Origin of the sequence: Pseudomonas sp. WS 5412 (assembly GCF_012985615.1) — a bacterium.
GTDB classification, from domain to species: domain Bacteria; phylum Pseudomonadota; class Gammaproteobacteria; order Pseudomonadales; family Pseudomonadaceae; genus Aquipseudomonas; species Aquipseudomonas shahriarae.
In genome coordinates, this window is record NZ_JAARMB010000005.1 from 136,003 (window position 1) to 159,394 (window position 23,392).

At 54.7% G+C, this 23,392-nt stretch carries 18 protein-coding genes and 2 pseudogenes; 13 read left to right on the forward strand and 7 right to left on the reverse strand.

Annotation, left to right across the window (positions count from 1 at the left end; all coding sequences use genetic code 11):
- Positions 1 to 333, reverse strand: a complete 333-nt coding sequence (gene cyaY, locus HBR94_RS09230) for an iron donor protein CyaY (protein WP_057440485.1) — start codon at positions 331 to 333, stop codon at positions 1 to 3.
- A gap of 239 nt (positions 334 to 572) precedes the next feature.
- Between cyaY and HBR94_RS09235 the strand changes: the two genes are divergently transcribed.
- The 6 genes from HBR94_RS09235 to HBR94_RS09260 are packed head-to-tail and all read left to right on the forward strand — an operon-like array spanning position 573 to position 5,158.
- Positions 573 to 734, forward strand: a complete 162-nt coding sequence (locus tag HBR94_RS09235; protein WP_038444426.1) for a lipoprotein — start codon at positions 573 to 575, stop codon at positions 732 to 734.
- A 9-nt stretch (positions 735 to 743) separates the two neighbouring features.
- The gene (gene lysA / locus HBR94_RS09240; protein WP_170044552.1) at positions 744 to 1,991 is read left to right on the forward strand and encodes a diaminopimelate decarboxylase; all 1,248 of its coding nucleotides are present in this window, start codon (positions 744 to 746) and stop codon (positions 1,989 to 1,991) included.
- A gap of 3 nt (positions 1,992 to 1,994) precedes the next feature.
- Positions 1,995 to 2,825 carry a diaminopimelate epimerase gene (gene dapF, locus HBR94_RS09245; protein ID WP_057440487.1) on the forward strand — a complete coding sequence of 277 codons (831 nt, stop codon included), beginning with the start codon at positions 1,995 to 1,997 and terminating at the stop codon, positions 2,823 to 2,825.
- A 13-nt stretch (positions 2,826 to 2,838) separates the two neighbouring features.
- Positions 2,839 to 3,564, forward strand: a complete 726-nt coding sequence (locus tag HBR94_RS09250; protein ID WP_057440488.1) for a DUF484 family protein — start codon at positions 2,839 to 2,841, stop codon at positions 3,562 to 3,564.
- Between the two features lie 2 nt (positions 3,565 to 3,566).
- A complete protein-coding gene (gene xerC, locus HBR94_RS09255) occupies positions 3,567 to 4,466 on the forward strand; it encodes a tyrosine recombinase XerC (protein WP_057440489.1) in 900 nt (299 codons plus the stop codon).
- Complete coding sequence (locus tag HBR94_RS09260; RefSeq protein ID WP_057440490.1) at positions 4,463 to 5,158, forward strand: HAD-IA family hydrolase; 696 nt, start codon at positions 4,463 to 4,465, stop codon at positions 5,156 to 5,158. The genes xerC and HBR94_RS09260 overlap by 4 nt, the downstream gene beginning before the upstream one ends.
- Positions 5,159 to 5,268: 110 nt before the next feature.
- Here the strand turns inward: HBR94_RS09260 and sutA are convergent, their stop codons facing one another.
- The 4 genes and pseudogenes from sutA to glnK all read right to left on the reverse strand — a co-directional run bounded on the left by sutA (position 5,269) and on the right by glnK (position 7,822).
- Entirely contained in the window at positions 5,269 to 5,595 is a 327-nt protein-coding gene (sutA, locus tag HBR94_RS09265; protein WP_057440491.1) for a transcriptional regulator SutA, read from the reverse strand.
- Between the two features lie 123 nt (positions 5,596 to 5,718).
- Positions 5,719 to 5,859 (reverse strand): annotated as a pseudogene (locus HBR94_RS28600) (YjbQ family protein); the annotation flags it as partial.
- 252 nt (positions 5,860 to 6,111) lie between these two features.
- Complete coding sequence (locus HBR94_RS09275) at positions 6,112 to 7,449, reverse strand: ammonium transporter (RefSeq protein ID WP_029289659.1); 1,338 nt, start codon at positions 7,447 to 7,449, stop codon at positions 6,112 to 6,114.
- 34 nt (positions 7,450 to 7,483) lie between these two features.
- Complete coding sequence (glnK, locus tag HBR94_RS09280) at positions 7,484 to 7,822, reverse strand: P-II family nitrogen regulator (protein ID WP_002555808.1); 339 nt, start codon at positions 7,820 to 7,822, stop codon at positions 7,484 to 7,486.
- Positions 7,823 to 8,242: 420 nt separating this feature from the next.
- On the opposite strand from glnK, the gene HBR94_RS09285 reads away from it, so the two are divergent.
- The 5 genes and pseudogenes from HBR94_RS09285 to gmtX all read left to right on the forward strand — a co-directional run bounded on the left by HBR94_RS09285 (position 8,243) and on the right by gmtX (position 16,839).
- Positions 8,243 to 8,503: an accessory factor UbiK family protein gene (locus tag HBR94_RS09285; protein WP_057444205.1), complete on the forward strand. Its 261-nt coding sequence runs from the start codon at positions 8,243 to 8,245 to the stop codon at positions 8,501 to 8,503.
- Between the two features lie 148 nt (positions 8,504 to 8,651).
- A pseudogene (locus tag HBR94_RS09290) lies at positions 8,652 to 9,587 on the forward strand (YifB family Mg chelatase-like AAA ATPase); the annotation flags it as partial.
- Between the two features lie 157 nt (positions 9,588 to 9,744).
- Positions 9,745 to 11,121, forward strand: coding sequence for a gamma-mobile-trio recombinase GmtY (gene gmtY, locus HBR94_RS09295; protein ID WP_170044554.1), 1,377 nt, complete (start codon positions 9,745 to 9,747; stop codon positions 11,119 to 11,121).
- 5 nt (positions 11,122 to 11,126) lie between these two features.
- Positions 11,127 to 16,217, forward strand: coding sequence for a VPA1269 family protein (locus tag HBR94_RS09300; RefSeq protein WP_170044556.1), 5,091 nt, complete (start codon positions 11,127 to 11,129; stop codon positions 16,215 to 16,217).
- A complete protein-coding gene (gmtX, locus tag HBR94_RS09305; RefSeq protein WP_170044558.1) occupies positions 16,210 to 16,839 on the forward strand; it encodes a gamma-mobile-trio protein GmtX in 630 nt (209 codons plus the stop codon). The genes HBR94_RS09300 and gmtX overlap by 8 nt, the downstream gene beginning before the upstream one ends.
- A 96-nt stretch (positions 16,840 to 16,935) precedes the next feature.
- Here gmtX and HBR94_RS09310 read toward each other — a convergent pair whose 3' ends face one another.
- Both HBR94_RS09310 and HBR94_RS09315 read right to left on the reverse strand, forming a co-directional pair.
- Complete coding sequence (locus HBR94_RS09310; RefSeq protein ID WP_170044560.1) at positions 16,936 to 18,723, reverse strand: ATP-dependent helicase; 1,788 nt, start codon at positions 18,721 to 18,723, stop codon at positions 16,936 to 16,938.
- Positions 18,713 to 20,509, reverse strand: coding sequence for an AAA family ATPase (locus tag HBR94_RS09315; RefSeq protein ID WP_170044562.1), 1,797 nt, complete (start codon positions 20,507 to 20,509; stop codon positions 18,713 to 18,715). Before HBR94_RS09315 ends, HBR94_RS09310 begins: the two co-directional genes overlap by 11 nt.
- A gap of 443 nt (positions 20,510 to 20,952) precedes the next feature.
- Between HBR94_RS09315 and HBR94_RS09320 the strand changes: the two genes are divergently transcribed.
- Positions 20,953 to 22,812 (forward strand): DEAD/DEAH box helicase family protein, encoded by a 1,860-nt coding sequence (locus HBR94_RS09320; protein ID WP_170044564.1) that lies wholly within the window; start codon positions 20,953 to 20,955, stop codon positions 22,810 to 22,812.
- Entirely contained in the window at positions 22,809 to 23,237 is a 429-nt protein-coding gene (locus tag HBR94_RS09325) for a hypothetical protein (RefSeq protein WP_170044566.1), read from the forward strand. Before HBR94_RS09320 ends, HBR94_RS09325 begins: the two co-directional genes overlap by 4 nt.
- Positions 23,238 to 23,392 lie beyond the last annotated feature (155 nt).

The following is a 23,392-nucleotide window of genomic DNA, read 5'->3' on the forward strand; positions in this document are numbered from 1 at the left end:
TCAAATCTCGTCGAAATCCAGCTCGACGCCGGCCTGTTCCTGAGTGATGCGTGCAAGCATTTCGCTCAGCAGCTCATCGCTGGTGTCGTGGGACCAGCGTTTTTCTTCTTCGTCATAGTCGAAGTGAAAACCTCCGGAACGTGCCGCCAGCCACAACTGACGCAGCGGCTCCTGGCGGCTGAAGATCAATTGGCTACCGTTCTCGAACTTGACGGTCAGCACGCCGGCAGAATTTTCCAGATCCACATCCAGGCCACTCTCGTCGAAAATATCCTCCAGCGCTTGCTGGGTCGCATCGACCAGGTCGTGAAAGCGGGCTTCGGTCAAACTCATGGTGGGAACCTCAAAAAGTGTCTACTCACGCTCAAGCGCCGCACGATACGGAGGCGCCATCATGATTGCAAAGAATACCGATTTCGTTCCCATCAGCCGCGAGAAATATCCCAAATTAATGTAGGTCACTTCACGACATACTCGGCAAAGCCCCGCCGGACGGGTGTCCCGGCACATAGGCAAGCTGGCGGGTGGTCGGTATACTCGGGCGCAATTAATGCATATTCAAGGATTTAGCCATGAAGCGCCTGATCTCTTCCCTTGCTGCGCTCGTCGCGGTCGCTTGCCTCGTCAGTGCCTGTGGTCAAAAAGGCCCGTTGTACCTGCCCGATGACAGCAAAGACCCGAATGAACAGGCGCAAACGTCGCAATCCAAAGCGCACAAGCACGACACCTACTAAGGGAATTTCATGGACGCTTTTAACTACCGGAACGGCGAGCTGTTCGCGGAAGGCGTGGCGCTGTCCGCGATTGCCGAACGCTTCGGCACCCCGACCTATGTGTACTCGCGAGCGCATATCGAAGCGCAGTACCGCACCTTTGCCGATGCACTGGAGGGCACGCCAAGCCTGGTGTGCTATGCAGTAAAAGCCAACTCCAACCTGGGTGTACTCAATGTCCTGGCGCGCCTGGGCGCTGGTTTTGACATCGTGTCCCGTGGCGAGCTGGAGCGTGTACTGGCCGCAGGCGGCAAGGCTGACAAAATCGTGTTCTCCGGTGTCGGCAAGACCCGCGAAGACATGCGCCGCGCCCTGGAAATCGGCGTGCATTGCTTCAACGTCGAGTCCACCGACGAGCTGGAGCGCCTGCAAGTGGTGGCCGCCGAGATGGGCGTGCGTGCGCCGATCTCCCTGCGCGTCAACCCGGATGTCGATGCCGGTACCCACCCGTACATTTCCACCGGTCTCAAAGAGAACAAGTTCGGCATCGCGATTGCCGACGCCGAAGACGTGTATATCCGCGCCGCCCAACTGCCAAACCTGGAAGTACGGGGTGTGGACTGCCATATCGGTTCGCAACTGACCAGCCTGCCCCCCTTCCTCGATGCCCTCGACCGCCTACTGGCGCTGATCGACCGCCTCGGCGAGTGCGGCATCTACCTGCACCACATTGATCTGGGCGGTGGCGTGGGCGTGCGTTATCGCGACGAAGAGCCGCCGCTGGTGGCCGACTACGTCAAGGCCGTACGCGAGCGCACCGAAGGCCGCGACCTGAAGCTGATATTCGAGCCGGGCCGCTACATCGTTGCCAATGCAGGCGTACTGCTGACCCAGGTCGAGTACCTCAAGCACACCGAACACAAGGATTTCGCCATCGTCGATGCGGCGATGAACGACCTGATCCGCCCGGCGCTGTACCAGGCCTGGATGGATGTCAGCGCCGTGCGCCCGCGCGACAGCGCCCCGCGCGCCTATGACATCGTCGGCCCGATTTGTGAAACCAGCGACTTCCTGGCCAAGGACCGTGAACTGGCCCTGGCAGAAGGCGATCTGCTGGCCGTGCATTCGGCCGGTGCCTACGGGTTTGTCATGAGCTCCAACTACAACACCCGCGGGCGTACCGCCGAAGTGTTGGTGGACGGTGATCAAGCGTTTGAAGTGCGTCGCCGCGAGACGGTAGCCGAGTTGTTTGCTGGCGAAAGCCTGCTGCCGGAGTAAGCCATGCTGCTGCGTTTTACCAAGATGCACGGCCTGGGCAATGACTTTATGGTCCTTGACCTGGTCAGCCAGCACGCGCATATCCTGCCCAAGCACGCCAAGCTGTGGGGCGACCGCCATACCGGCATCGGCTTCGATCAGCTGCTGATCGTCGAGGCGCCAAGCAATCCGGAGGTGGATTTCCGTTACCGGATCTTCAACTCCGACGGTTCCGAAGTGGAACAGTGCGGCAACGGTGCGCGCTGCTTCGCCCGGTTCGTGCTGGACAAGCGCCTGACCGCCAAACGGCAGATTCGCGTCGAGACCAAAAGCGGCATTATCGAGCTGGATATCCGCAGCGACGGCCAGATCAGCGTCGACATGGGCGCCCCGCGCCTGGTGCCGGCCGATATTCCGTTCCAGGCTGAAGCCCAGGCCTTGAGTTATCCACTGGATGTCGACGGCACTGTGGTCGAGGTGGCCGCTGTGTCCATGGGCAACCCCCATGCGGTGCTACGGGTCAACGACATCAACAATGCGCCGGTGCATGAACTGGGACCGAAGATCGAACATCACCCGCGCTTTCCGGCGCGGGTCAACGTCGGCTTCCTGCAGGTCATCGACCGCTCCCGCGCGCAATTGCGCGTGTGGGAACGCGGCGCCGGGGAAACCCAGGCTTGTGGCACCGGCGCTTGCGCCGCCGCCGTGGCTGCGATCAGCCAGGGCTGGATGGATTCGCCCCTGTTGATCGACCTGCCCGGCGGACGCCTGTCCATCGAATGGGCAGGCCCAGGCCAACCGGTGAAGATGACCGGCCCGGCATCCCGTGTATACGAAGGACAGGTCCGTCTATGAGAGCGACTCGCCAATGACCGATAAGCCCCAGGCACCCGCCAAGCAGCCCGAAGGATCCCCTTGCGAAAGCCTGGAGGCAGCGGCCGTCGCCGCTTACCTGGAGGCTAACCCGGACTTCTTCGTCGAACACGACGAACTGCTGCCGGCCCTGCGCATCCCTCACCAGCGCGGCGATACCGTGTCGCTGGTGGAGCGGCAGATGAAGATCCTGCGCGAGCGCAATATCGAAATGCGCCATCGGCTCTCACAGTTGATGGACGTGGCCCGCGACAACGACCGCCTGTTCGACAAGACCCGCCGCCTGATCCTGGCACTGCTGGATGCCGCCAGCCTGGAAGACCTGACCATTGCCGTCGAAGACAGCCTGCGCCAGGACTTCCAGGTGCCGTTTGTCAGCCTGATCCTGTTCAGTGACAACCCGATGCCGGTCGGGCGCTGGGTCAAGGGCAGCGAAGCGCAGACCGCCATTGGCGGCCTGTTGTCGGAAGGCAAGACCATCAGCGGCACCCTGCGCGAGCATGAGCTGGACTTCCTGTTTGGCGAGGACCAGCGCGTGCAGATCGGCTCGACTGCCGTGGTCGCCCTCAACCATCAAGGCCTGCATGGCGTCCTGGCCATTGCCAGCCGTGACCCGCAGCACTACAAGAGCACGGTAGGCACGCTGTTTTTGACCTACATTGCCGAAGTGTTGAGCCGCAGCCTGCCGCGCTTTACCACTGCCCTGCGCGCGGTGCGCTAGCCATGGAACGGCAACTGGACGCCTACTGCGCTCACCTGCGCAGCGAGCGCCAGGTGTCTCCCCATACGCTGGAAGCCTACCGACGGGACTTGAACAAGGTCCTGGCGTTCTGCCAGAAACACCAGATCAGCAGCTGGAAGGCCCTTGATATCCAGGGCCTGCGCAGCCTGATTGCACGCCTGCACCAGCAAGGCCAATCCTCCCGCAGCCTGGCGCGCCTGCTGTCGGCGGTACGTGGTCTGTATCACTACCTCAACCGCGAAGGCCTGTGCGATCACGACCCGGCCAACGGCCTGGCGCCGCCCAAGGGTGAGCGCCGCCTGCCCAAGACCCTGGATGCCGACCGCACCCTGCAATTGCTCGATGGCGCGGTCGAAGATGACTTCCTGGCGCACCGCGACCAGGCGATCCTGGAGCTGTTCTATTCCTCGGGCCTGCGCCTGTCGGAGCTGACCAGCCTCAACCTCGAGCAACTGGACCTGGCCGACGGCCTGGTGCAAGTGCACGGCAAAGGCAGCAAGACCCGCGTGCTGCCCATCGGCAAAAAGGCCCGCGACGCCCTGCTGGTGTGGCTGCCCCTGCGAGCCCTGAGCAATCCGCCGGACGACGCGGTGTTTGTCAGCCAGCAAGGCCGACGCCTCGGGCCACGGGCCATTCAGTTGCGGGTCAAGGCCGCCGGCGAGCGGGAGCTGGGGCAGAACCTGCATCCGCACATGCTCCGGCACTCCTTTGCCAGCCACCTGCTGGAATCGTCACAAGACTTGCGCGCCGTGCAGGAACTGCTCGGCCACTCGGATATCAAGACCACCCAGATCTACACCCACCTGGACTTCCAGCACCTGGCGACGGTGTACGACAGCGCCCATCCCAGGGCCAAACGCGTTAAAGGCGGCGACTCATGAGCATCAAGCTAATCACCTTCGACCTGGACGACACCCTGTGGGACAACGTCCCCGTCATCATCAGCGCCGAAGCGTCGATGCGCGAATGGCTGGCGACCCATGCGTCCAAGGTCGGCGACCTGCCCCTGGAGCATTTCGCCAGCCTGCGCCAGCAGGTGCTGCAACGTCATCCCGAGCTCAAACACCGGATCAGTGTGCTGCGCCAGCGGGTGCTGATGCACGCCTTTGAAGAGGCCGGTTATCCACAGCCGCAAGCCACGGAGATGGCCGATGTGTGTTTTGAAGCGTTCATTCATGCGCGGCACCAGCTCACCGTCTTCCCCGAAGCCGAGCCGATGCTACAAGCCCTGCGCCAGCACTTTCTGCTGGGGGTGATCACCAATGGCAATGCCGATGTGCAGCGCGTAGGCCTGGCGGATTACTTCCACTTTGCCCTGAGGGCCGAGGATATCGGCATCGCCAAGCCGGATGCGCGCTTGTTTCAAGAGGCGTTGCAGCGGGGCGGGGTGGATGCCAGTGCGGCGGTGCATATTGGCGATCACCCTGGCGATGACATCGCCGGGGCGCAGCAGGCGGGGTTGCGAGCCGTGTGGTTCAACCCGACCGGCAAGGTTTGGGAAGGTGAGGCATTGCCGGATGCGCAGATTCGCAGCCTGACCGAGCTACCGGAGCTGCTCCACAGCTGGAAATAACGCAGCTGCGATACCACTGGAAATCCAAGGTGGGAGCCTGCTGGAGTTTGCTCCAGGCATGAAAAAGCCCGCAGCGACGGCGGGCTTTTTCAGCAAGCAAGTAACCGGCCTCAGATAGGCCGACTGCCGTACTTGTTATCCGGCTTCTTCGGTGGATCTGCCACCACGTTGGCCTCGACTTCCTGCACTTTACCGCCTTTGGCGAGGAACTCTTCCATCGCACGGGCCAGCGCATCGCGCTCTTTGTTCTTGGCCTCGACGCTCGGCAGTTCGTCTACCGAAACAGCAGCCTTGGCCTTGCCTTTGGCGGCCGGAACAGGTGCATCATCGCCACCGTCATCGTCAGCAACGTCTTCCGCTACCGCTTCAAGACCTTCTTCGGTGTCGTCTTCGTCACCTACTTCCAGTTCGTCGTTTTCCAGATCATCGTCGCTCATGTTCTACCTCATGACTTGCGAAAAGCAGATTAGTTATAGCCCAGCTTCACCATCTGTCGAAGGCTGCCGGAAAAAAATCAACGTCCACCGGATAACCAGTGGCTTATGCCCCATCACCGTGCAGGTGGCGAGGACTTTACGAGCACCGCCATGATCAGGGTGCTCGTCCAGATAAACGCGTTGCCATGTGCCCATTGCCAAGTGGCCGGCCTTGACCGGCAAACTCAGTTGGCGACCCGATAGGCTGCCCTTGAAATGACCCGGGGCTTGGCCCGCAGGGTAATCAGGGTCTGTCGCCATATACAGTTCTGCGCCCATCGGCGCGCATTCTAGCGCGCTCTGGGAAAAAACAAAGTGCCGAATACGCCTACATGCCTGTAAGACATTCGCACACTGAAAAGTACCGTGTGGATCCAATCACAAACTCGGCACAAAAATGCTCACGCGCCGTCACCACAGGCAAATACCAGACAAAAAAATGCCCGGCAAGCCGGGCATGTTTTTTTTCATACGTTCTTACAAGTTGTAGCCACGCTCGTTGTGCTCCGCCAGGTCCAGGCCAACGGCCTCTTCCTCTTCGGTCACACGCAGGCCGATGGTCAAGTCCAGCACCTTGAGAATTACGAAGGTCACGATGCCGGTATAGATCACGGTAAAGCCTACGCCCTTGGCCTGGATCCAGACCTGTGCGGCAATATCGGTCACGGTGCCGAAGCCACCCAGGATCGGCGCCGCGAATACGCCGGTGAGAATCGCCCCGACAATCCCGCCCACACCGTGCACACCGAAGGCATCCAGGGAGTCATCGTAGCCCAGCTTGCGCTTGAGGCTGGTGGCGCAGAAGAAGCAGATCACGCCAGACGCCAGGCCGATCACCAGGGCGCCCATCGGGCCTACGGTACCGGCGGCCGGGGTAACGGCCACCAGGCCGGCTACCACACCCGAGGCGATGCCCAGGGCGCTTGGCTTGCCGTGAGTGATCCACTCGGCGAACATCCAGCCCAGTGCCGCAGCAGCAGTGGCGATCTGAGTCACCAGCATCGCCATGCCGGCCGTGCCGTTGGCCGCAGCAGCGGAGCCGGCGTTGAAGCCGAACCAGCCGATCCACAGCATCGCCGCGCCGATCAGGGTGTAGCCCAGGTTGTGCGGGGCCATTGGGGTGGTCGGGTAGCCTTTACGCTTGCCGAGCACGATGCACGCCACCAGGCCAGCCACACCGGCGTTGATGTGCACCACGGTGCCGCCGGCGAAGTCCAGCACGCCCCAGTCCCACATCAGGCCGCCGTTGCCGCTCCAGACCATGTGCGCGATCGGCGCATAGACCAGGGTGAACCAGATGGCCATGAACAGCAGCATGGCGGAGAACTTCATGCGCTCGGCGAACGCACCGACAATCAGCGCCGGGGTGATGATCGCGAAGGTCATCTGGAAGGTGATGAACACCGCTTCCGGGAACAGCGCCGCAGGCCCAGTGATGCTGGACGGTGTGACACCCGCCAGGAACGCCTTGCCCATGCCGCCGAAGAACGAGTTGAAGTTGACGACGCCCTGTTCCATGCCCGTGGTGTCGAACGCGATGCTGTAGCCGTAGACGACCCACAGGATGCTGATCAGACCAGTAATGGCGAAGCACTGCATCATCACAGAAAGAATGTTTTTGGAGCGGACCATGCCGCCGTAGAACAGCGCCAGGCCAGGGATGGTCATGAACAGCACCAGTGCGGTGGCTGTCAGCATCCAGGCAGTGTCGCCGGAATTGAGGACTGGAGCCGCCACTTCGTCTGCCGCCATGGCCAGGCTGGGCATTACGATGGACAACAGGGCTCCTAGCCCTGCGAATTTACGCAGAGTCATATTGTTTTCTCCTGGGGCGTTGGGGTTTGGCGGCTTAGATTGCGTCGGTATCGGTTTCGCCGGTACGGATGCGAATAGCCTGTTCCAGATTGACCACGAAGATCTTGCCGTCACCGATCTTGCCGGTGTTGGCCGCCTTGGTTATCGCCTCGATAACCCGATCAAGATCCTTGTCGTCAATGGCGACATCAATCTTCACCTTCGGCAGGAAATCGACTACGTATTCCGCGCCGCGATACAGCTCGGTATGACCCTTCTGCCGACCGAAGCCTTTGACCTCAGTGACGGTAATGCCCTGCACGCCGATCTCGGACAGTGACTCGCGTACATCGTCCAACTTGAACGGCTTGATGATGGCAGTGACTAGCTTCATGAAAACTCTCTCCCGAATTGGTGGACTTGCCCCAGGAAAACAAACCCGTCTCAAGTCTAAGCGCAGTGCCTGGCTTTGTAACGCATCGTCGCCTCGGCAAATGCCTTTGCGACGCCAGCTAACCGTTGGTGACGAAACATGTACCCTGGTCCGTCAGCGCACTGCATTCGTCACAGCGACTGCATCAGTGCATGGGTCATGATCGTCTAAGCAGAAACCTTGCCAGCTCCGTAAAAGTCACTGAAATCAATCCGTTGCCCGTCTACGCCCACCAATGGGCCGGTGCAGCTGCCTGGATACGCACAAAAACAGTGCATCCGCATTCAGCCCAATGCGCGAAAAGCGTGCGCAGGCCACGCTGAAAAGACTATAGGCGCTGCGTGATACACTGCCGGCCAACTGTTTTCCGGAATGTTTCCCATGCTCGCGCCCAAAGACCTCCTCGACGCCCTGAGCGGCCACGCCTCTCGCCTGTTCAGCGGCGAAACCCCGCTGCCCCGCAATGAAATCGAAAGCCAGTTCAAGGCGCTGCTGCAAAGCGGGTTCAGCAAGCTGGACCTGGTCAGCCGTGAGGAATTCGACAGCCAGATGGTAGTCCTGGCCCGCACCCGTGCGCGGCTGGAGAGCCTGGAGGCGAAGGTGGCGGAGTTGGAAGCGCGGTTGAATCCACCTCAGGAATAACCACCGCGTCCCCTCTTGGAGCCGGCTTGCCGGCTCCTGCAATGACAGCGCCTGGATACGTTCTGTAAAACCTGCACACAGCGCCTCACCCTCCCTCGTCTACCCTTGAAAAACCGCAGCACGCGGCCCTCCCTTTCAAGGAACGAGCATGTCCCTCGCCATCGTCCACAGCCGCGCCCAGATCGGCGTCGAAGCCCCCGCCGTCACTGTCGAAGTGCATATGGCCAATGGCTTGCCGTCCCTGACCCTGGTGGGCCTGCCGGAGACCGCGGTCAAGGAGAGCAAGGACCGGGTGCGCAGCGCCATTCTCAACAGCGCGCTGCAATACCCCGCGCGCCGTATCACCCTCAACCTGGCGCCCGCCGACCTGCCCAAGGACGGCGGGCGTTTTGATCTGGCGATTGCCCTGGGGATTCTCGCGGCCAGCGTGCAGGTACCGGCGCTGGAGTTGGATGACGTTGAATGCCTTGGCGAACTGGCCCTGTCTGGCGAAGTGCGGGCCGTCAAAGGGGTGTTGCCAGCCGCGCTGGCGGCACGCAAGGCCGGGCGCAGCGTGATCGTGCCCAGGGCCAATGCCGAGGAGGCGTGCCTGGCCTCCGGATTGAAGGTGATTGCAGTGGATCATCTGCTGCAAGTGGTGGCACACCTGAATGGACGGGTGCCGATCGAGCCGTACAAGTCCGACGGGCTGCTGTACCTGAACAAACCTTACCCGGACCTGAGCGAGGTGCAGGGCCAACTTGCCGCCAAGCGCGCGTTGCTGATTGCCGCAGCGGGTGCCCACAACCTGCTGTTCAGCGGGCCACCCGGCACCGGCAAGACCTTGCTCGCCAGCCGCCTGCCCGGCCTGCTGCCGCCCTTGAGCGAACAGGAAGCCCTGGAAGTGGCGGCCATCCAGTCGGTGGTCAGCCTCGCACCGTTGAGCCACTGGCCCCACCGGCCATTTCGTCAGCCGCACCATTCGGCGTCCGGGCCGGCGCTGGTGGGCGGCGGTTCGAAGCCACAACCTGGGGAAATCACCCTGGCCCATCACGGCGTGTTGTTTCTCGATGAACTGCCGGAATTTGATCGCAAGGTGCTGGATTAGTTACCCCGTTATCATCCACAAAAAAACAGTCTTTAGCCTGCTTCGAGTAGTCAAACGTTCTATTATCAAGCGTAGTATGGGTTTGCCCTACGCATGACCTAAGCAAAGGAACCCCATAAAAGGACAATAAATCCAAAAATGGAGTGGATGGTCGATGAAAACCATTCTGGAAGTTTCCCACCGGGAATACAGAATCTTCATAGCTGGCACACCTGGCCTCCAGCATGTTCTACCAATCATCCTCACTGAGCATGGCGTGCTGGATCAATTTGCTCGCTACATTCATCTCAACCGCCTCAAAAGTCGCTCATGGCAAGACTCAGCGACTTACGCAGTTCAACTGCTCTTGGAGTACATGGAGGCCAATCAAAGCGCGTCTGTTACGCCAAAAGCCTTATTTTCGGAATTTTCAACGGCGCTTTTCACCGGCACGATAGAGAGATTCAACGATCCGTCAGGCCTTTGGTGGCACCCTCGGCAACCCGAGGACGCGAGTAAGCTAATTGGTCATATCACACGCTTTTCCGATTGGTTGTCCTCATTTAATGAAAACTCCGATCTTCAGCTGAATCCATGGAAGGAAGCGTCTAGACACGAGCAGCGGCTGAATTGGGCTGCATATTCACATAGGAGAGATAACTCTTTCTTATCGCATCTTTGGCGGGGAGATCCGACGGGATATTCGCGCTTAAATCGTGCATTGACACTTCCTATTAATCGCCAAACTCCAGCCAAAGCATTTCCGGAAGAAAAGTTTGGAGTTTTGTTAGAAGAGGGATTTCGAAGGCGCATACGGGATACGCGTGGATCGACCGATCTTCGGAACTCACTTATTACGTATCTGATGCACTTTGGTGGTCTGAGGTTGTCAGAAGCACTATCGCTGTGGAGTGACGATGTTAGTATTGAGGGTGGGGAAGTCATTGTCCGTGTGTTTCATCCTCAATACGGCAGAACGGAAGACGGAACCAAACGTTCAGATATCCTGCAGCAGCGTTATGGACTACAGCCGAGAAATACTTTAGTAAAAGCTACGGATCCGCTTTTCCTAGGCTGGAAAAACTGTCTGCTTACAGATCCACATAAGCGCTGTTTCGAGGTGTACTTCTTTCCACACAGCGCCGGGCTTGTCTTCGCGGCGCTTTGGCGGGACTACCACCTAAAGCAACGAGCGAAGCCAATCGCAGGCGAGACCCACCCATATGCGATTACCAACAGGAACGGCCAGCCTTATTCACACCGCATGTTTCGCAAAGCTCATAAGTTGGCGATTGAACGTATAGGCCTGGAGTACGGCAAGCTTCAGGGCACCACTCCACATGGCCATCGACATGCCTATGGTCAACGCCTAGCTGGAAATGGTGCCGATCCGCTACTGATTAAAAACGCTATGCACCATGCATCTATTATATCGAGCCAAACCTATACAGAGCCATCAGCGATTCAAATACGTCGAAGCCTGTGCAATGTAGAGCTGCAGCTTCAAGAGCAGCACATAGATGACGCGACTCTTAACACAAGTAAGAGGTGATAATTATGCCTCGAAAGAAAACGTACTTTTACTCCTACACCGAGGCAAAAAAAATAATCGAGGCCCTCGGCAATAAAAGTAAGCAGGATTACAACGCGAGCCGCCAGCACCACCCTAGGCTTCCTGCTGCTCCTGATAGCTTCTATGCCGGTGCTGGCTGGGTAAACTGGTACACTTTTTTCGGCAACGCAAAACGCATTGTATATTCAACTTACTTCGAAGCGCGCTCGGCGGCAATTGCATTAGGTATTAGGTATAAAACTGACTACATAGCTCACTACAAAGACGATCCAAGTCTACCGAGAAATCCTGATACTACCTATGCCGGTAAAGGCTGGACGAACTGGCCCCAGTTTTTGGGCAGAAAAAAGCGTGGCGTTTTTACCACCTACGCAAAAGCACAAGCAGCAGTTCAAGCGCTGGGCATCAAAACCATGAGTGACTACAGGGCGCGTTACAAGAATCATCCAAAATTACCTTCAAATCCTCACCTCACCTATGCCAGTTCAGGATGGATAGATTGGTATGATTTCTTAGGAAAAGAACAGTCACCGTTTTTTGCCACATACGCCGAAGCACAATCAATTATACAATCCTTAGGTATCAAAACTAGGAAAGCTTATCTGCGGACCTTTAGGCAATATCCCGGACTTCATTACCAACCAAACAAGTTCTATGCCAATATCGGATGGACCAATTGGTACGACTTCCTGGGGAAAGACAAATCACCATTCTATGCTACGTATGCCGAAGCACAATTGGCAGCACAAGCTATGGGTATCGAGAATTCGATTGACTACCAAAGAAACTACCGAAACGACCCAAAGCTGCCGCGCCACCCTTCTAGTGTATATGCCAATGTAGGCTGGACTAATTGGTACCAATTTTTTTTCAAAGAAAAACGGTTTGCGTCATATGCTGAGGCACAAGCGGCGGCCAAAACGTTGAAAGTTGAGAGTATAAGTGACTACCAGGCGCGCTATAAAGAGCGTCCTGGCTTACCTAGTAATCCTGATAAAGCCTATGTCGGAGCTGGCTGGTGTAGTTGGTATGACTTCCTAGAAATAAAAAAAGCCAACCTGTACACAACATACGAAGATGCGCAAGTTGCCGCTCGGTCTTTAGGAATTAAAAGCGCGCAGGATTACCGCGAGCGATTTTCACAAGATCCAAGATTACCAAACCAACCATTTGACTATTATAGAAACACGGGCTGGACGGACTGGTACAAGTTTCTAGGTAAAGAAAAACAAACTTTATATGCCACTTATTCCGAGGCACAGTTAGCCGCTAAAATATTGTGCATTAGGAGCATGCGCGATTACAAAGCACGCCACAAATTAGACGGAAAGTTACCAGCCAATCCCCATAAGTACTACGTCGTCGCCGGCTGGATCGACTGGTATGACTTTTTGGGAGTAGTCCGGGCAACTGTCTACGCCACCTACACCGAAGCGCAGGCTGCTGCGCGAGCACTAGGCATCACCGGTTGCGACGAGTACTACGCACGGTACCGGAGAGACCCTCTGCTACGACGCCATCCTGAGATCGTCTATGCGCTATCAGGCTGGGAGAGCTGGTACGCATTTCTAGGGAACGAAAAACGCGATCTATACCCCTCCTACAATGAGGCGCAAACGGCTGCTCAAGCTATGCGCTTCGCTAATCGTGATGATTACCAACGGCGTTACTTCGAACACCCGAGGTTGCCCTCTAATCCTAATCAGAGCTATGCCGGTACTGGTTGGACTGATTGGCACGATTTTTTGGGAAAAGAAAAAGGCCCGTTCTATGCCACTTACAGCGATGCGCAGTCTGCAGTCCAGGAATTGGGGATCACAAATGTGGTGGACTATCGGACGCGCTATCGCGACGACCCTATGCTGCCCATCAACCCACAACTTTTTTACGCTGATGGTGGATGGGTCGACTGGTACAGTTTCTTAGGTAAGGAAAAGCGCGACTTTTACCCCGGCTACGCCGAGGCAGAGTTTGCATCCCAAGCGATGGGATTGAAGACTATTCATGAGTATCAAAAATACTATCGACTAGATCCAATGCTGCCTGCAAATCCGAGTCGAGTCTACGCTGATACTGGCTGGATAGATTGGTACACGTTCCTGGGCAAAAAAAAACATGCGATATACCCCACGTATGTCGAGGCGCAATCGGCAACTCGCGCCCTCGACATAAAAGACGGTAAAGATTACTCAGCGTGTTTTCGGGAAGACCCTAGGCTTCCTGCAAGCCCTGCGTCGCAATACGCCAAATATGGTTGGACAGACTGGTACGAGTTTTTAGGTAAGGAAAAGCCGTCCTTATATGAAAATTATACAGAAGCACAAACCGCGGCCGCCGCATTAGGCGTTAAAAGCACTAGTGATTACCGAAAGCAACGTCGCAATGATGAAAAGTTGCCTGCCGATCCCTTACAGTTTTATGCTGAGCTAGGCTGGAGAGGGTGGAGCGATTTTCTGGGTATAGAGCAACGGAGCTTCTATGCTACCTATATTGAGGCGCAAACGGCCGCACAAACGCTGGGTGCGAAGAGCCAGAAAGACTACCAAAAACGTTATCGCGTAGATTCAAAGCTACCTTCTAATCCAGATGTTATCTATTCCCAAATCGGCTGGACGGGTTATTCCGACTTTCTAGGAACAAAAAAGCCGCTAGAAATATCTCCAGAATACCCCAAAATATGGTCTGACGTGGAAAGGTGGTTAGATAATGAAACCAACCTAACTAAAAAAATATTTGCCTTGAAACTTTTTTTGCATGGCTATCTTAATCCCCAAGGCGTACCTGACGACCCAAAACACATAATGCTTCGAGAAAATCCATTCAATGTAGAAGCTTATCAACAATTCATTGAAGCTCAGGCCGACTCCACAAAAAGGTCGACACATAGCGCCATTACTGCATTTTTCAAATGGGTACTTAACGAATACTGCACCGACGTAACTTCCGATGAGCGCAATATACTTCCCATCTATCGTAATCCGTTCGAATCGGTTCTTGCCGGGTATGCGGATAGTTTGCAATTTTACAGACCAAACGAATCCACAAAAGCCGTACTCGGTTACGAATTTATATTAAGGGCGCGCCGATTCCTTGTGCCGAACGGCGAGCAAGCCTTACAAAGTCGACCCACACTAAAGGACTTGGCACACCTTCAAACCTTTTTTGATTCCGACTGGATGGAAATTGATGAGTCCCGCATTGACTATGCCGATCCAAACTGCGTCTGGCGCTTAATAAAAGGTGTCTTTCGCCTCGTCGATGGAGAACGCCAAAAGACCGACATTTACCAAATTTGGTCACCCGTACGATTTTTGGCTATCTATACGCTACTACGCTTGCCATTACGTGGCCAACAAATTCTCTGGCTCGATAGCGGCGAAGCCGATGACGAAGTTGCTGTTCTGGATGCAGAGAGTACCAATGTACGATGGGAAAATAACTCCGGTTCGTTAGCGGGAAAAGGGAGTAAAAAACGTTGCCCACAGGGGGTCATCCAACGCGGGTATAAAAATTTACCAAATTTATATGTAACCACTAATAAAACAGGACGTCGCGATGGGGGTTACTATGTAGAGTGGATACCTGATGAGCTGGTCTACTGGTTCGTGTTACTGCGGAATTGGCAAGCTAAATACAACACACTAAAGGAGCCGACGCCCTGGCTATCGTTGAAGGAACGCTTAAAGACCAATAAAAAGATTTTGAAAGCACGAGGAACCCAATGCTTTCTCTTTCGTGTAGATTCTTCGGGACGACCGCTTGGTACTCATACAGCCTTCGAAAGTTCGTTGCCTACGCTACTCTATAAAATTCAGCGTGAGGGTGAAAATCTCGCTGTGGAAAACGACAAAATCAGCGGCCCGCGCTACATCACCCCCTATACACCACATAGCCTGCGAGTCAGTTTAATAACTGCCTTTATCGTAGACGGCGAAGCCCCCATCCACTTGATGTCAAAATTGGTAGGTCATACTTCGCTAGTTATGATGATCTATTACACAAGGCTGAACGGCGAGCAGATGAGGCGCACAATGGGCGAAACCGAAAAGCGTGCCGCCCAAATAACCACAGAGCGTAATTGTGAGAAAGTCAGGATTCAAGGCTTGCGTCCAATTCAGAGCGCTCTAATAGCCACGGATGGAAATCGCTCTCTTATCGAAAATGATGTGTCGAATTCAGCGTGTGTTGTATTTGATTGGGGAATCTGCCCAATGTCGGCGGCGGCTTGTCATATGGGTGGTGAACTTCAGCACGAGCGAAAGCGGCAGAAAATGTATGGCTCCGTTGAAGCAGGCTATCTCGGGCAAAAGAATTGCCTGCGCTGCAGATTTTTTATAACCGGAATTCCTTTCTTAGCGGGACTGGTAGCACTTGCTAACGAAATTGCGCTAGAAATTCATATTGAAAGTGGGCGCTTCCAAAATTATGCCGCAACAGTCGTAACATTAGAACAGGAATACTATGACGCCTGCCAGGCGCACGCGATCGATTTAAAACAATCGCAACGCAAGCAAGCGATCGCCAACGAGCAGCAGAGTGGTGGAAAACTTGATAGTTTGCTGACCGACTACGCAGCCATTAATCACTACGTCCAAAGTTGCCTTAAGTTAATCAAAGACAAAAATGAAACCGCCGAGAGCTGCGAAAAAATTAGGCTGATCATCACAGGGGAACTTCAGGAGATTGGCGTGGCCATTGACGAATCTAGAACGCAGTATCATCTTTTAGCTGAAATATGTCAGAACGCAACAATTTATCAATCATCAAACCCTTCACGAGCGCTCCCTCTTATCTCCCAAGCTATAGACAGAATGGCAGAGAACAACAACCTAGCTCCAGCTATGTTCCGACTTACAGACGAACAAAAACTAATCGTTGTGAACGAGCTTAACACGTTGCTCATAGAGCGCCTTGGTTCTTGGGAGCGGATAGAGGATCTGTTTTCCGGTGAATTGATGCTGCTTGATATTGACGCGCACGAACCCAAACTGACGCGCATTTCCACGGAGATTCAAACTCTACTTTTACATGCTGCCAGTCATTCACTTAATCACGAGTTGAAATGCCATGAGTGAGCTGCTGACATTACCGATCGAAGTATACGAGCGACTTATGAATGAAGCTAAAGACAGCCGCCGTAAGCGCAGCTTGGAAGCTTTAAATGAAGCCTGCAGATTGCTATATGAGCGTAATTCCTCCGACTTCTCTTATAAATCCATCATTACTTTAGGCGAAGATCGTGGGTTACCCATGCCCGGCGAAAAATCCATCGTCAATTCATCTGGCTTGCACTATCGAGAGCTTATCCAAGCGTGGAAAACGATTTCGGTGCCAGATAAAAAGGATCCGCGCCCTAATGATTGGATCGAGAATATCGCAGACCCAGTGCTACGTATGAGCGTTACTTTGCTGGCCAAGGAGCTGCGAGCCCTAAAGTCGAAGGAGGGACGAAAAAATAGGCAGAGCAGTGCTCCAATAATATTGAGCAACGCGGCAGCGCTAGCCTTTACAACACAGCAAACCTTGAATGGCGCGGAGTTGGCTGCGCTTAAAGCTGCGATTGAGCCTGTAACTCTCAGGCTTCTCGGATTATCGATTGGAAATCGGGGAGAGGTTATAGACGCTACTGGAAGGCAAATACACAAGCCAGGCTTCTGCGATGCCATTGCAAAAATCCTATCGGTGCAAGTGACATGAAAGGCTAAAACTTTATCCACTATCCAGGAGAATCAGTCACCCGCCACTGACCTATCGTGATCGATTTTGATTGGTGGAGTAATGCACGTGACGAGGCTAAACACCGTTTTCGATGCGGCGTTGCACCTCACTCACAAATCGTGACGCGCGTCCCTGGGTGTAAACCATATGGATCTCGACTTCAGCACGTGTAAGCCCTACGTAGAAGACTCGGCGTGCTTCGGCGACCTCCAGATCAGTACTGCCGTCACGGGGCAACCTTCCGACGTCGGACCCAAACATAAATACCACGGGAAACTCTCGGCCCTTGGCACTATGCAGAGACGAAAGATTCAAGCTATCTCTCCCCTCACTCTGACCGGCTAAATTTGCGAGACACATGCCATGACTGTCCCCGTCCGGCGAGATCCGCTCGATGAAGTCAGCCAATATCGTCAACTCTTCAGCTAGATCTGAGCATCGTGCGCCGAGGGGATCTAGAAGCCGGTCGCGAAAATCAGTTAGCCATTCCAGTAGCGGCAGCGCGCCCTCACGCGAGGTCCATAGCTTCGTGATCAATCCCCGATGGAACTCAGCCGCTTGGGTTTCAGAGTGAATTGCATCGGAAAACAAACGCTTCCCAGCATTGGTCAGTCGTGAAAAAAGTGGGGATCCGGTCTTCCACCCTCCGCAACACCATATGGCGCATTGCTCCAGCCAGTGCATTAATCTACTGGAGCGCGAATACAGAGCATTGGTATCTGTGCGAATGAACGGCAAGCCAGCTTGCTGGATAGCGGGAACCAATGTGTCGCCCAACCACGCCGCAGGGTACAAGATCGCGACATCTCCAAGCCGAAGGTCCGGGTGGCGAACAAGAGCCTGAGGCAAGAGCTCATTGATAAGTACAGAGGCCTGCCCCTCATATCGCCCTCGCAAGGGATGAAAAAACACCTCACCAGCAGGCGCGCCCGTCACTGCGCCATAGTCTCGCGCTTCGTCGAGTAAAGCCCCAGACGCTGCCACAATTCGAGTCGCACAACGGTAGTTCAAGCGCAGTCGTACCGTCTTCACGCCATGACGTTCCGAGAGTAGTCGTAATAGATCCGGTCGAGCACCGTTGAAGCCATAAATAGATTGATCAGGATCACCTACCGCGAATAATCGCATTCCAGTGGAGAAGCACAAGCCAATGACCATTCGGTGTAAAGCGCTGCCTAAGTCCTGGTATTCATCAACAATGAGGACCGGAAATTTTGCCAACAGGGCGCTCCGAAGCCACTGGTTCTCACGAAGCGCCCTCAGAGCCAGCAGGGGCATATCCTCATAGTCGATCAAACTCATACGCCGGAGCCGTCCTTCATAAAGTTCGGCCAAGCGCGCAAGCTCAGGGTTAACGTCCAGCCACTCCGGTCGACTTCGATCCAAAATCGACCGTCTATAGCTATTCATTCGCGCCTCCCACTCCCTCAAGGGCTCTGGATTTTCGCCCATGTCGCCGAGAGCAGCTCGCAATGCCTGGCCCCGCTCGCTTTTGGTCGCGACACGGAAGTTATCTGGTAATCCGAGTCTGGCGACCCGAGCGTACGGAAGGATTATTTGAGTAAGGGAGAAGGAGTGGACCGTTCCGATGAATATTCGGCGGCTTGGCTCAACGCCAAGATCACTCAACCGGCTTTCTAATTCCCGAGCGCACTCGTTATTAAATGTGATGCAGGCAACTCCACGGGGCTCTGCAATATCTTCTGCAAGTAATCGCGCCATCTTGATGGTGAGGGTCTTTGTCTTGCCACTGCCAGGCCCTGCGAGGACGACGCAATGCCCAAGAGACTCGTAAGCCGCCCACTGACCTGCATTTGCACGCAGGCTTTGCGCAGCGATAAGGTATGAAGTTTTATCTGACACTTCGCACCACGAACTCAATGGCTGACTGTATGTAACGAGGGGGCTCTAGGCCGGCAACACGAGAGGCTAGCCGCTGAGCGAACCTGCCTTTGCCTACCGTTTCTATGAGCTTGAGGTAGTTGCCGATATCGAGAGTATCTGGGTCATCCTCCCAGCCATCTACCCAGGCAGTTCGCTCCTCACTCAAATTTTCATCGCGCAATGTGGCGAGAATAGGAGCTATGAAATCACCTTCCTCAAAGAGGTCGACTTCTAACGTGTCCATATTCGTGAACACTCCGTACCCATCACACCGGGTTTCAAAATCGCCGAAGCTCAAGGCCCTGAGTGCAGCAATAATCCTTCTAGGCTCTCGACCGCTCCGTATACGCAAGATGGTTCGAACCAACTCCAATGCACGATTGAACCCAAGTGGCTGCGCGGCTGCACGCGGATCCCAGTCCGTCATCACTGAGAATGGTATTTCCAGAGCAGTCAAAAACTTCACATAGGGTTGAAAGTTAGTGCCCGACACAGAGCAGATCGTGATGCCAAGATGATCAAGGTCGTAGCCAAGCGACTTCGCGAAAACGGGTAGCAAGAATTTTTCTGCATCGCCTTCTACGAGAATGATTCCCCGCGCAAACAGCATTTCCGCGCGTGTCACATCCAGGTATCGGGCCAGGTCTTTTTCGTCTTTGTCAGTCAGCCTCAATTCAGCCGAGGATCGTCCTACCGTCCCTTCATGACGGGTCTCACGCAGCAGCATGAGCGATCGCAAGGGGGCGACGCTCGCAATGTGGGGGGAATGTGTCGTCAGAAGGATTGACAGTCGCTCATCTCCTGCGCCGCCAAACTCTTCGAATAGGTGTCGATAAACGGATCGTTGAAGGTGGGGATGAAGATGAGCTTCGGGCTCTTCAATACCAAGGAGTGTGTGATCTCGTCGGTTTTCATTCATCAACTGCTGCAATTCGAGCGTTTTCAGACTCAGAAACACGACGTTTGCGGAGCCGAGGCTCGCCTCGCTGATCGTTCGCAAACCACCATCGATCAACAGTTTCACGTTGCGATAAAGGCGAGTGATGTCGATGGTACTGAAGCCTAAGCGGGGCTCAATATCCTGATTGGGCCCACTCATTGATGCGTACATGGCTCCGAGATTTTCTTCCAGCGTTCTCACGGGGTCGAACTGCGTAAGATCGTTGGTCGCTGCCCTGATCGCTTCCTGAACCTCACCGAGTTCGTCGCGACTGACCTCCGAAAAAGCTCGCTCAATGAGCGGGCGCAGCGGTGAACGCCGCCACATTGCCAGATCACCCTCCGCGTCTCGTAGTGCGGGCAGTGTATCCATGGTGATGCGGCGACGAAGGTCATGAGCGAAGCGCTTTCTTTCAGCCTCGCCGCCAAAGCAGATGAACTCATAATCCTCATCCGAGGCCGGGAACCGGCCAAGGTTTGGGATGGGCCGCAACTCGTAGGTGAGTCGAACCGTGTCAGGGTCATCATCCAGACGATAGTCTGTCAGCATCGCGAGCAGATCCACATCCTCTTCAAAGTCTTGAATTTCAACGAGAATAGTGATCTTTTCATCTTCCAATGGCTCGCCTAAGCCATCCCAGAAGTCACCCTGTCCCAACTGGCGCGCACTATCCGGAAGACTAGGATCGAAGAGCAATCTAAGGGCATAGAGAAGGTTGCTTTTCCCCACGCGGTTCTCGCCTACAACGACGATATTGCCACTGAGAGGAACGTCGAGATCTTTGAAGTTTCGGAAATTTCGTATGGCGACGCGTGTGAGTTGCATTTCCACATCCTTGATGGTGATGCCGTTGCGAAATGGAGGATGTTGTCGAGCCCTAGCCCTTGGAGTATGCAGGCAGACAGTCTGGCCTGCCTGAGCCCGGACCGACAAAACATGGGCAATACCGCTAAGCGCAAAGAGATCTGACTCGATCGGTTGCGCGTTCCAGCCGCTTTTGCCACGTGAGATCGGCCATCTACAGCGGTCCTGATTTATTTCTGCGCGTTGACGTGGTTTCAATCTGCCACTGTGCTAAATATACGTCTATAGCCAATGCCGCTAATGGACACGCCAGGCGCTAGCTCCGGTAGCAGAAACAGGGAAGATTCATTACACCCCACCTCCCTCTGTTTACCCGACCTCCAAGCTGTTCGTCTCAGCGGCACAGCTCTGTCGGCCTCTGGACTCACGGCAGAGTGTTTTTTCAGAAAATCTTAGAGATTTCTATGAATTACTTCTTCGATACAGCCGTTAACATCCTTGGAAACAATAAGCTTCGTACTCCTCAAATTGAGGCTTACATCAAGGCACAAGAGCATTTTTCAAATAACCCGAACGAAGACGCTTTGATTGTCTTGCCTACAGGAACAGGCAAGACTGGGTTGATCTCGATAGTCCCGTTTGGCCTCGCAAAAGGACGAGTGCTCATCATTACACCCAACCTCGTGACAAAGCAGAGCATTCGAAAGACCCAAGACCTGCTGGAAGACAATTTCTGGATCAATTACGACGTGATCTTCAATGCTGATGATCTCCCCGCAACCTGCGAATACAACTCGCAGACGTTGATCAGCAGCTTGGAGCAAAGCCATTTCGTTTACTCGAATATTCAGCAGGTCCATAGCGAGCGCGAGTCCGCCCTGACGAATCGCGTGAAGTCTGATTTTTTTGACCTGATCATCATTGATGAGGGGCACCATGCGCCAGCAGACAGCTGGCAGAAGACGCTGGCTCATTTTTCATCGGCAAAAAAGATCTTTGTCACTGGTACTCCATTTCGAGGCGACAAGCAGGAAGTCCCTGGCAAACTGATCCACGCAACACCGCTCTCCGAGGTGATGAGAGATAGGTACGTCAAATGGTTGCGGAAAGAGACTGTAAATGCCCACGAGCTGTACTTCACACTTGCAGAGGAACCTGGGCGGAAATACTCCAAGGACGAAGTCTTAAAATTTAAGGATATGGAGTGGGTTTCACGCAGCGTTGCACTTTCCAAGGAATGCTCTTTGGACGTGATCAACCAGAGTATTCATAACCTCAACGAGCTACGAAAGGCGTCGCCAAACGTCCCCCATAAGATTCTCGCCGTCGGCTGCAGTATCAGCCATGCAAACGACCTTCGCCTGTGGTACGAGGCAGGGGGTCAGAGAACAGCTATCGTCCATAGCTCGATGGAGACCCAAGACCTGGAGGCAGCGTTCCGCGTCGTGGACAACCACGAATGCGATGTGGTGATTTCAGTGAACATGCTGATGGAAGGCTATGATCACCGCTATCTCACTATTCTCGCTATCTTCCGCCCCTATCGCAGCTTAAACGCATTCGCTCAGATCGTCGGTCGGGTGCTGCGCGCCATCCCAGACGAGGAGATCGAAGCGTTTGAGATCGACAATAACGCTGTGGTGATCTACCACGAAGAAACCGGGCTGGATCTGATGTGGACTGACTTCCAGCAGGAGGTAGATAGAGCCCAGCATCAGCGGACCAAAGAGTATGCGATCACCGAGCTCGACTACGTTCGAAGAGAGCAGTCCCTTGCGGGTGTCCAGTCATCTAGTGCATTTGTTAGTGATCAAGACTCGTACCTAAGCGATCTCGATTTCAACAAAATTTTCTCCGATAAGCGCGCTGAAATCGACTTGATTGCCAGCAAGACGATCGAAACTTGGCCAGGGATTGAGGGCTATGACGAAGAGACCCTGGCTAAGCTTCGAAGCGTGCTAGTTCAAGCAGAGACCAAGAAAGCCGCCCAAGAGGTGATTGACCCCAATCTGCTTGCCAAACGACCAGAGATGGCGCGAAAGCAGCTGCGGGAAATTCTCACTAAAAAAGCACAGGACGAAGTAGCAACGCTGCTAAGTGACCGAGGCATTGATGAAAAATCCTCAACGCTTTATCGGATATTCGCGCCACACTTGCCTATGATAAATGCAACCACTCCGAACGACGGTATACTGGTGAGCTTTATCAATACCAAGCTTGCCAAAAAATTCGGCAGGGTTGCCGATCGCGACAACAGCTCGCTCACCAAATCGATTGAGCATGTTGAAGTCATCATGAAGGAGCTGAGGGCAATGTTGAAATGAGCCTGGAAATCATCAAATCGCTGGTTGACGAGCTGACGACTCTCCACATTACCCTTGGTGTGCAGCCCAGCGACCTCGTTGACAACATTTTTGAGGACTGCTATCTCGAATCGAAGTCGAAAAAAACAGCCGACGGCGTGGTATTCGAGATCACGTTTCAGGAAGTAGATGAAGGCGAGCGGCCGAGTAATGTGACGATGCGTTACACGTATAACCAAGATCGCTACCTCGTGCTCATCGAGCAAAAAGTTGCGACGAAGCGTTTTAGTGTCCAATGGGATCGATCCTCCTGCATCCAGAGCAAGCTCGAAAAGCTTGAAGCGTTGCTGGTCGCAAATCTACCTAAGCGCCAGGTAGCTGCGATAATGGCAACCATGCCGAAGGACTTCCTGCAGCTTTCTTCCAAGCTGCAACTGGTGGCGTAAGTCTGCGTCGCTACATGGGGGTTCTCATGAAAAGCCCCCCCGCCAGCCCATTGTGATATTCCTACTCAACCTCAGGTCTCGTTGGAACACGCCGGACCATGAGTCAAAACTTCTCGCCACTACCGACCCGAAAGGGTTTTCTTCTTTACGCGAGG

Excerpts from the sequence above, each read along its gene's own strand:
- glnK (WP_002555808.1), bottom strand. The coding sequence starts at position 7,822 with ATGAAGCTAGTCACTGCCATCATCAAGCCGTTCAAGTTGGACGATGTA.
- lysA (WP_170044552.1), top strand. The coding sequence starts at position 744 with ATGGACGCTTTTAACTACCGGAACGGCGAGCTGTTCGCGGAAGGCGTG.
- HBR94_RS09260 (WP_057440490.1), top strand. The coding sequence starts at position 4,463 with ATGAGCATCAAGCTAATCACCTTCGACCTGGACGACACCCTGTGGGAC.
- sutA (WP_057440491.1), bottom strand. The coding sequence starts at position 5,595 with ATGAGCGACGATGATCTGGAAAACGACGAACTGGAAGTAGGTGACGAA.
- dapF (WP_057440487.1), top strand. The coding sequence starts at position 1,995 with ATGCTGCTGCGTTTTACCAAGATGCACGGCCTGGGCAATGACTTTATG.
- HBR94_RS09315 (WP_170044562.1), bottom strand. The coding sequence starts at position 20,509 with ATGCAACTCACACGCGTCGCCATACGAAATTTCCGAAACTTCAAAGAT.
- gmtY (WP_170044554.1), top strand. The coding sequence starts at position 9,745 with ATGAAAACCATTCTGGAAGTTTCCCACCGGGAATACAGAATCTTCATA.
- HBR94_RS09300 (WP_170044556.1), top strand. The coding sequence starts at position 11,127 with ATGCCTCGAAAGAAAACGTACTTTTACTCCTACACCGAGGCAAAAAAA.
- cyaY (WP_057440485.1), bottom strand. The coding sequence starts at position 333 with ATGAGTTTGACCGAAGCCCGCTTTCACGACCTGGTCGATGCGACCCAG.
- HBR94_RS09275 (WP_029289659.1), bottom strand. The coding sequence starts at position 7,449 with ATGACTCTGCGTAAATTCGCAGGGCTAGGAGCCCTGTTGTCCATCGTA.
- xerC (WP_057440489.1), top strand. The coding sequence starts at position 3,567 with ATGGAACGGCAACTGGACGCCTACTGCGCTCACCTGCGCAGCGAGCGC.
- HBR94_RS09325 (WP_170044566.1), top strand. The coding sequence starts at position 22,809 with ATGAGCCTGGAAATCATCAAATCGCTGGTTGACGAGCTGACGACTCTC.
- HBR94_RS09320 (WP_170044564.1), top strand. The coding sequence starts at position 20,953 with ATGAATTACTTCTTCGATACAGCCGTTAACATCCTTGGAAACAATAAG.
- HBR94_RS09250 (WP_057440488.1), top strand. The coding sequence starts at position 2,839 with ATGACCGATAAGCCCCAGGCACCCGCCAAGCAGCCCGAAGGATCCCCT.
- HBR94_RS09285 (WP_057444205.1), top strand. The coding sequence starts at position 8,243 with ATGCTCGCGCCCAAAGACCTCCTCGACGCCCTGAGCGGCCACGCCTCT.
- gmtX (WP_170044558.1), top strand. The coding sequence starts at position 16,210 with ATGAGTGAGCTGCTGACATTACCGATCGAAGTATACGAGCGACTTATG.
- HBR94_RS09235 (WP_038444426.1), top strand. The coding sequence starts at position 573 with ATGAAGCGCCTGATCTCTTCCCTTGCTGCGCTCGTCGCGGTCGCTTGC.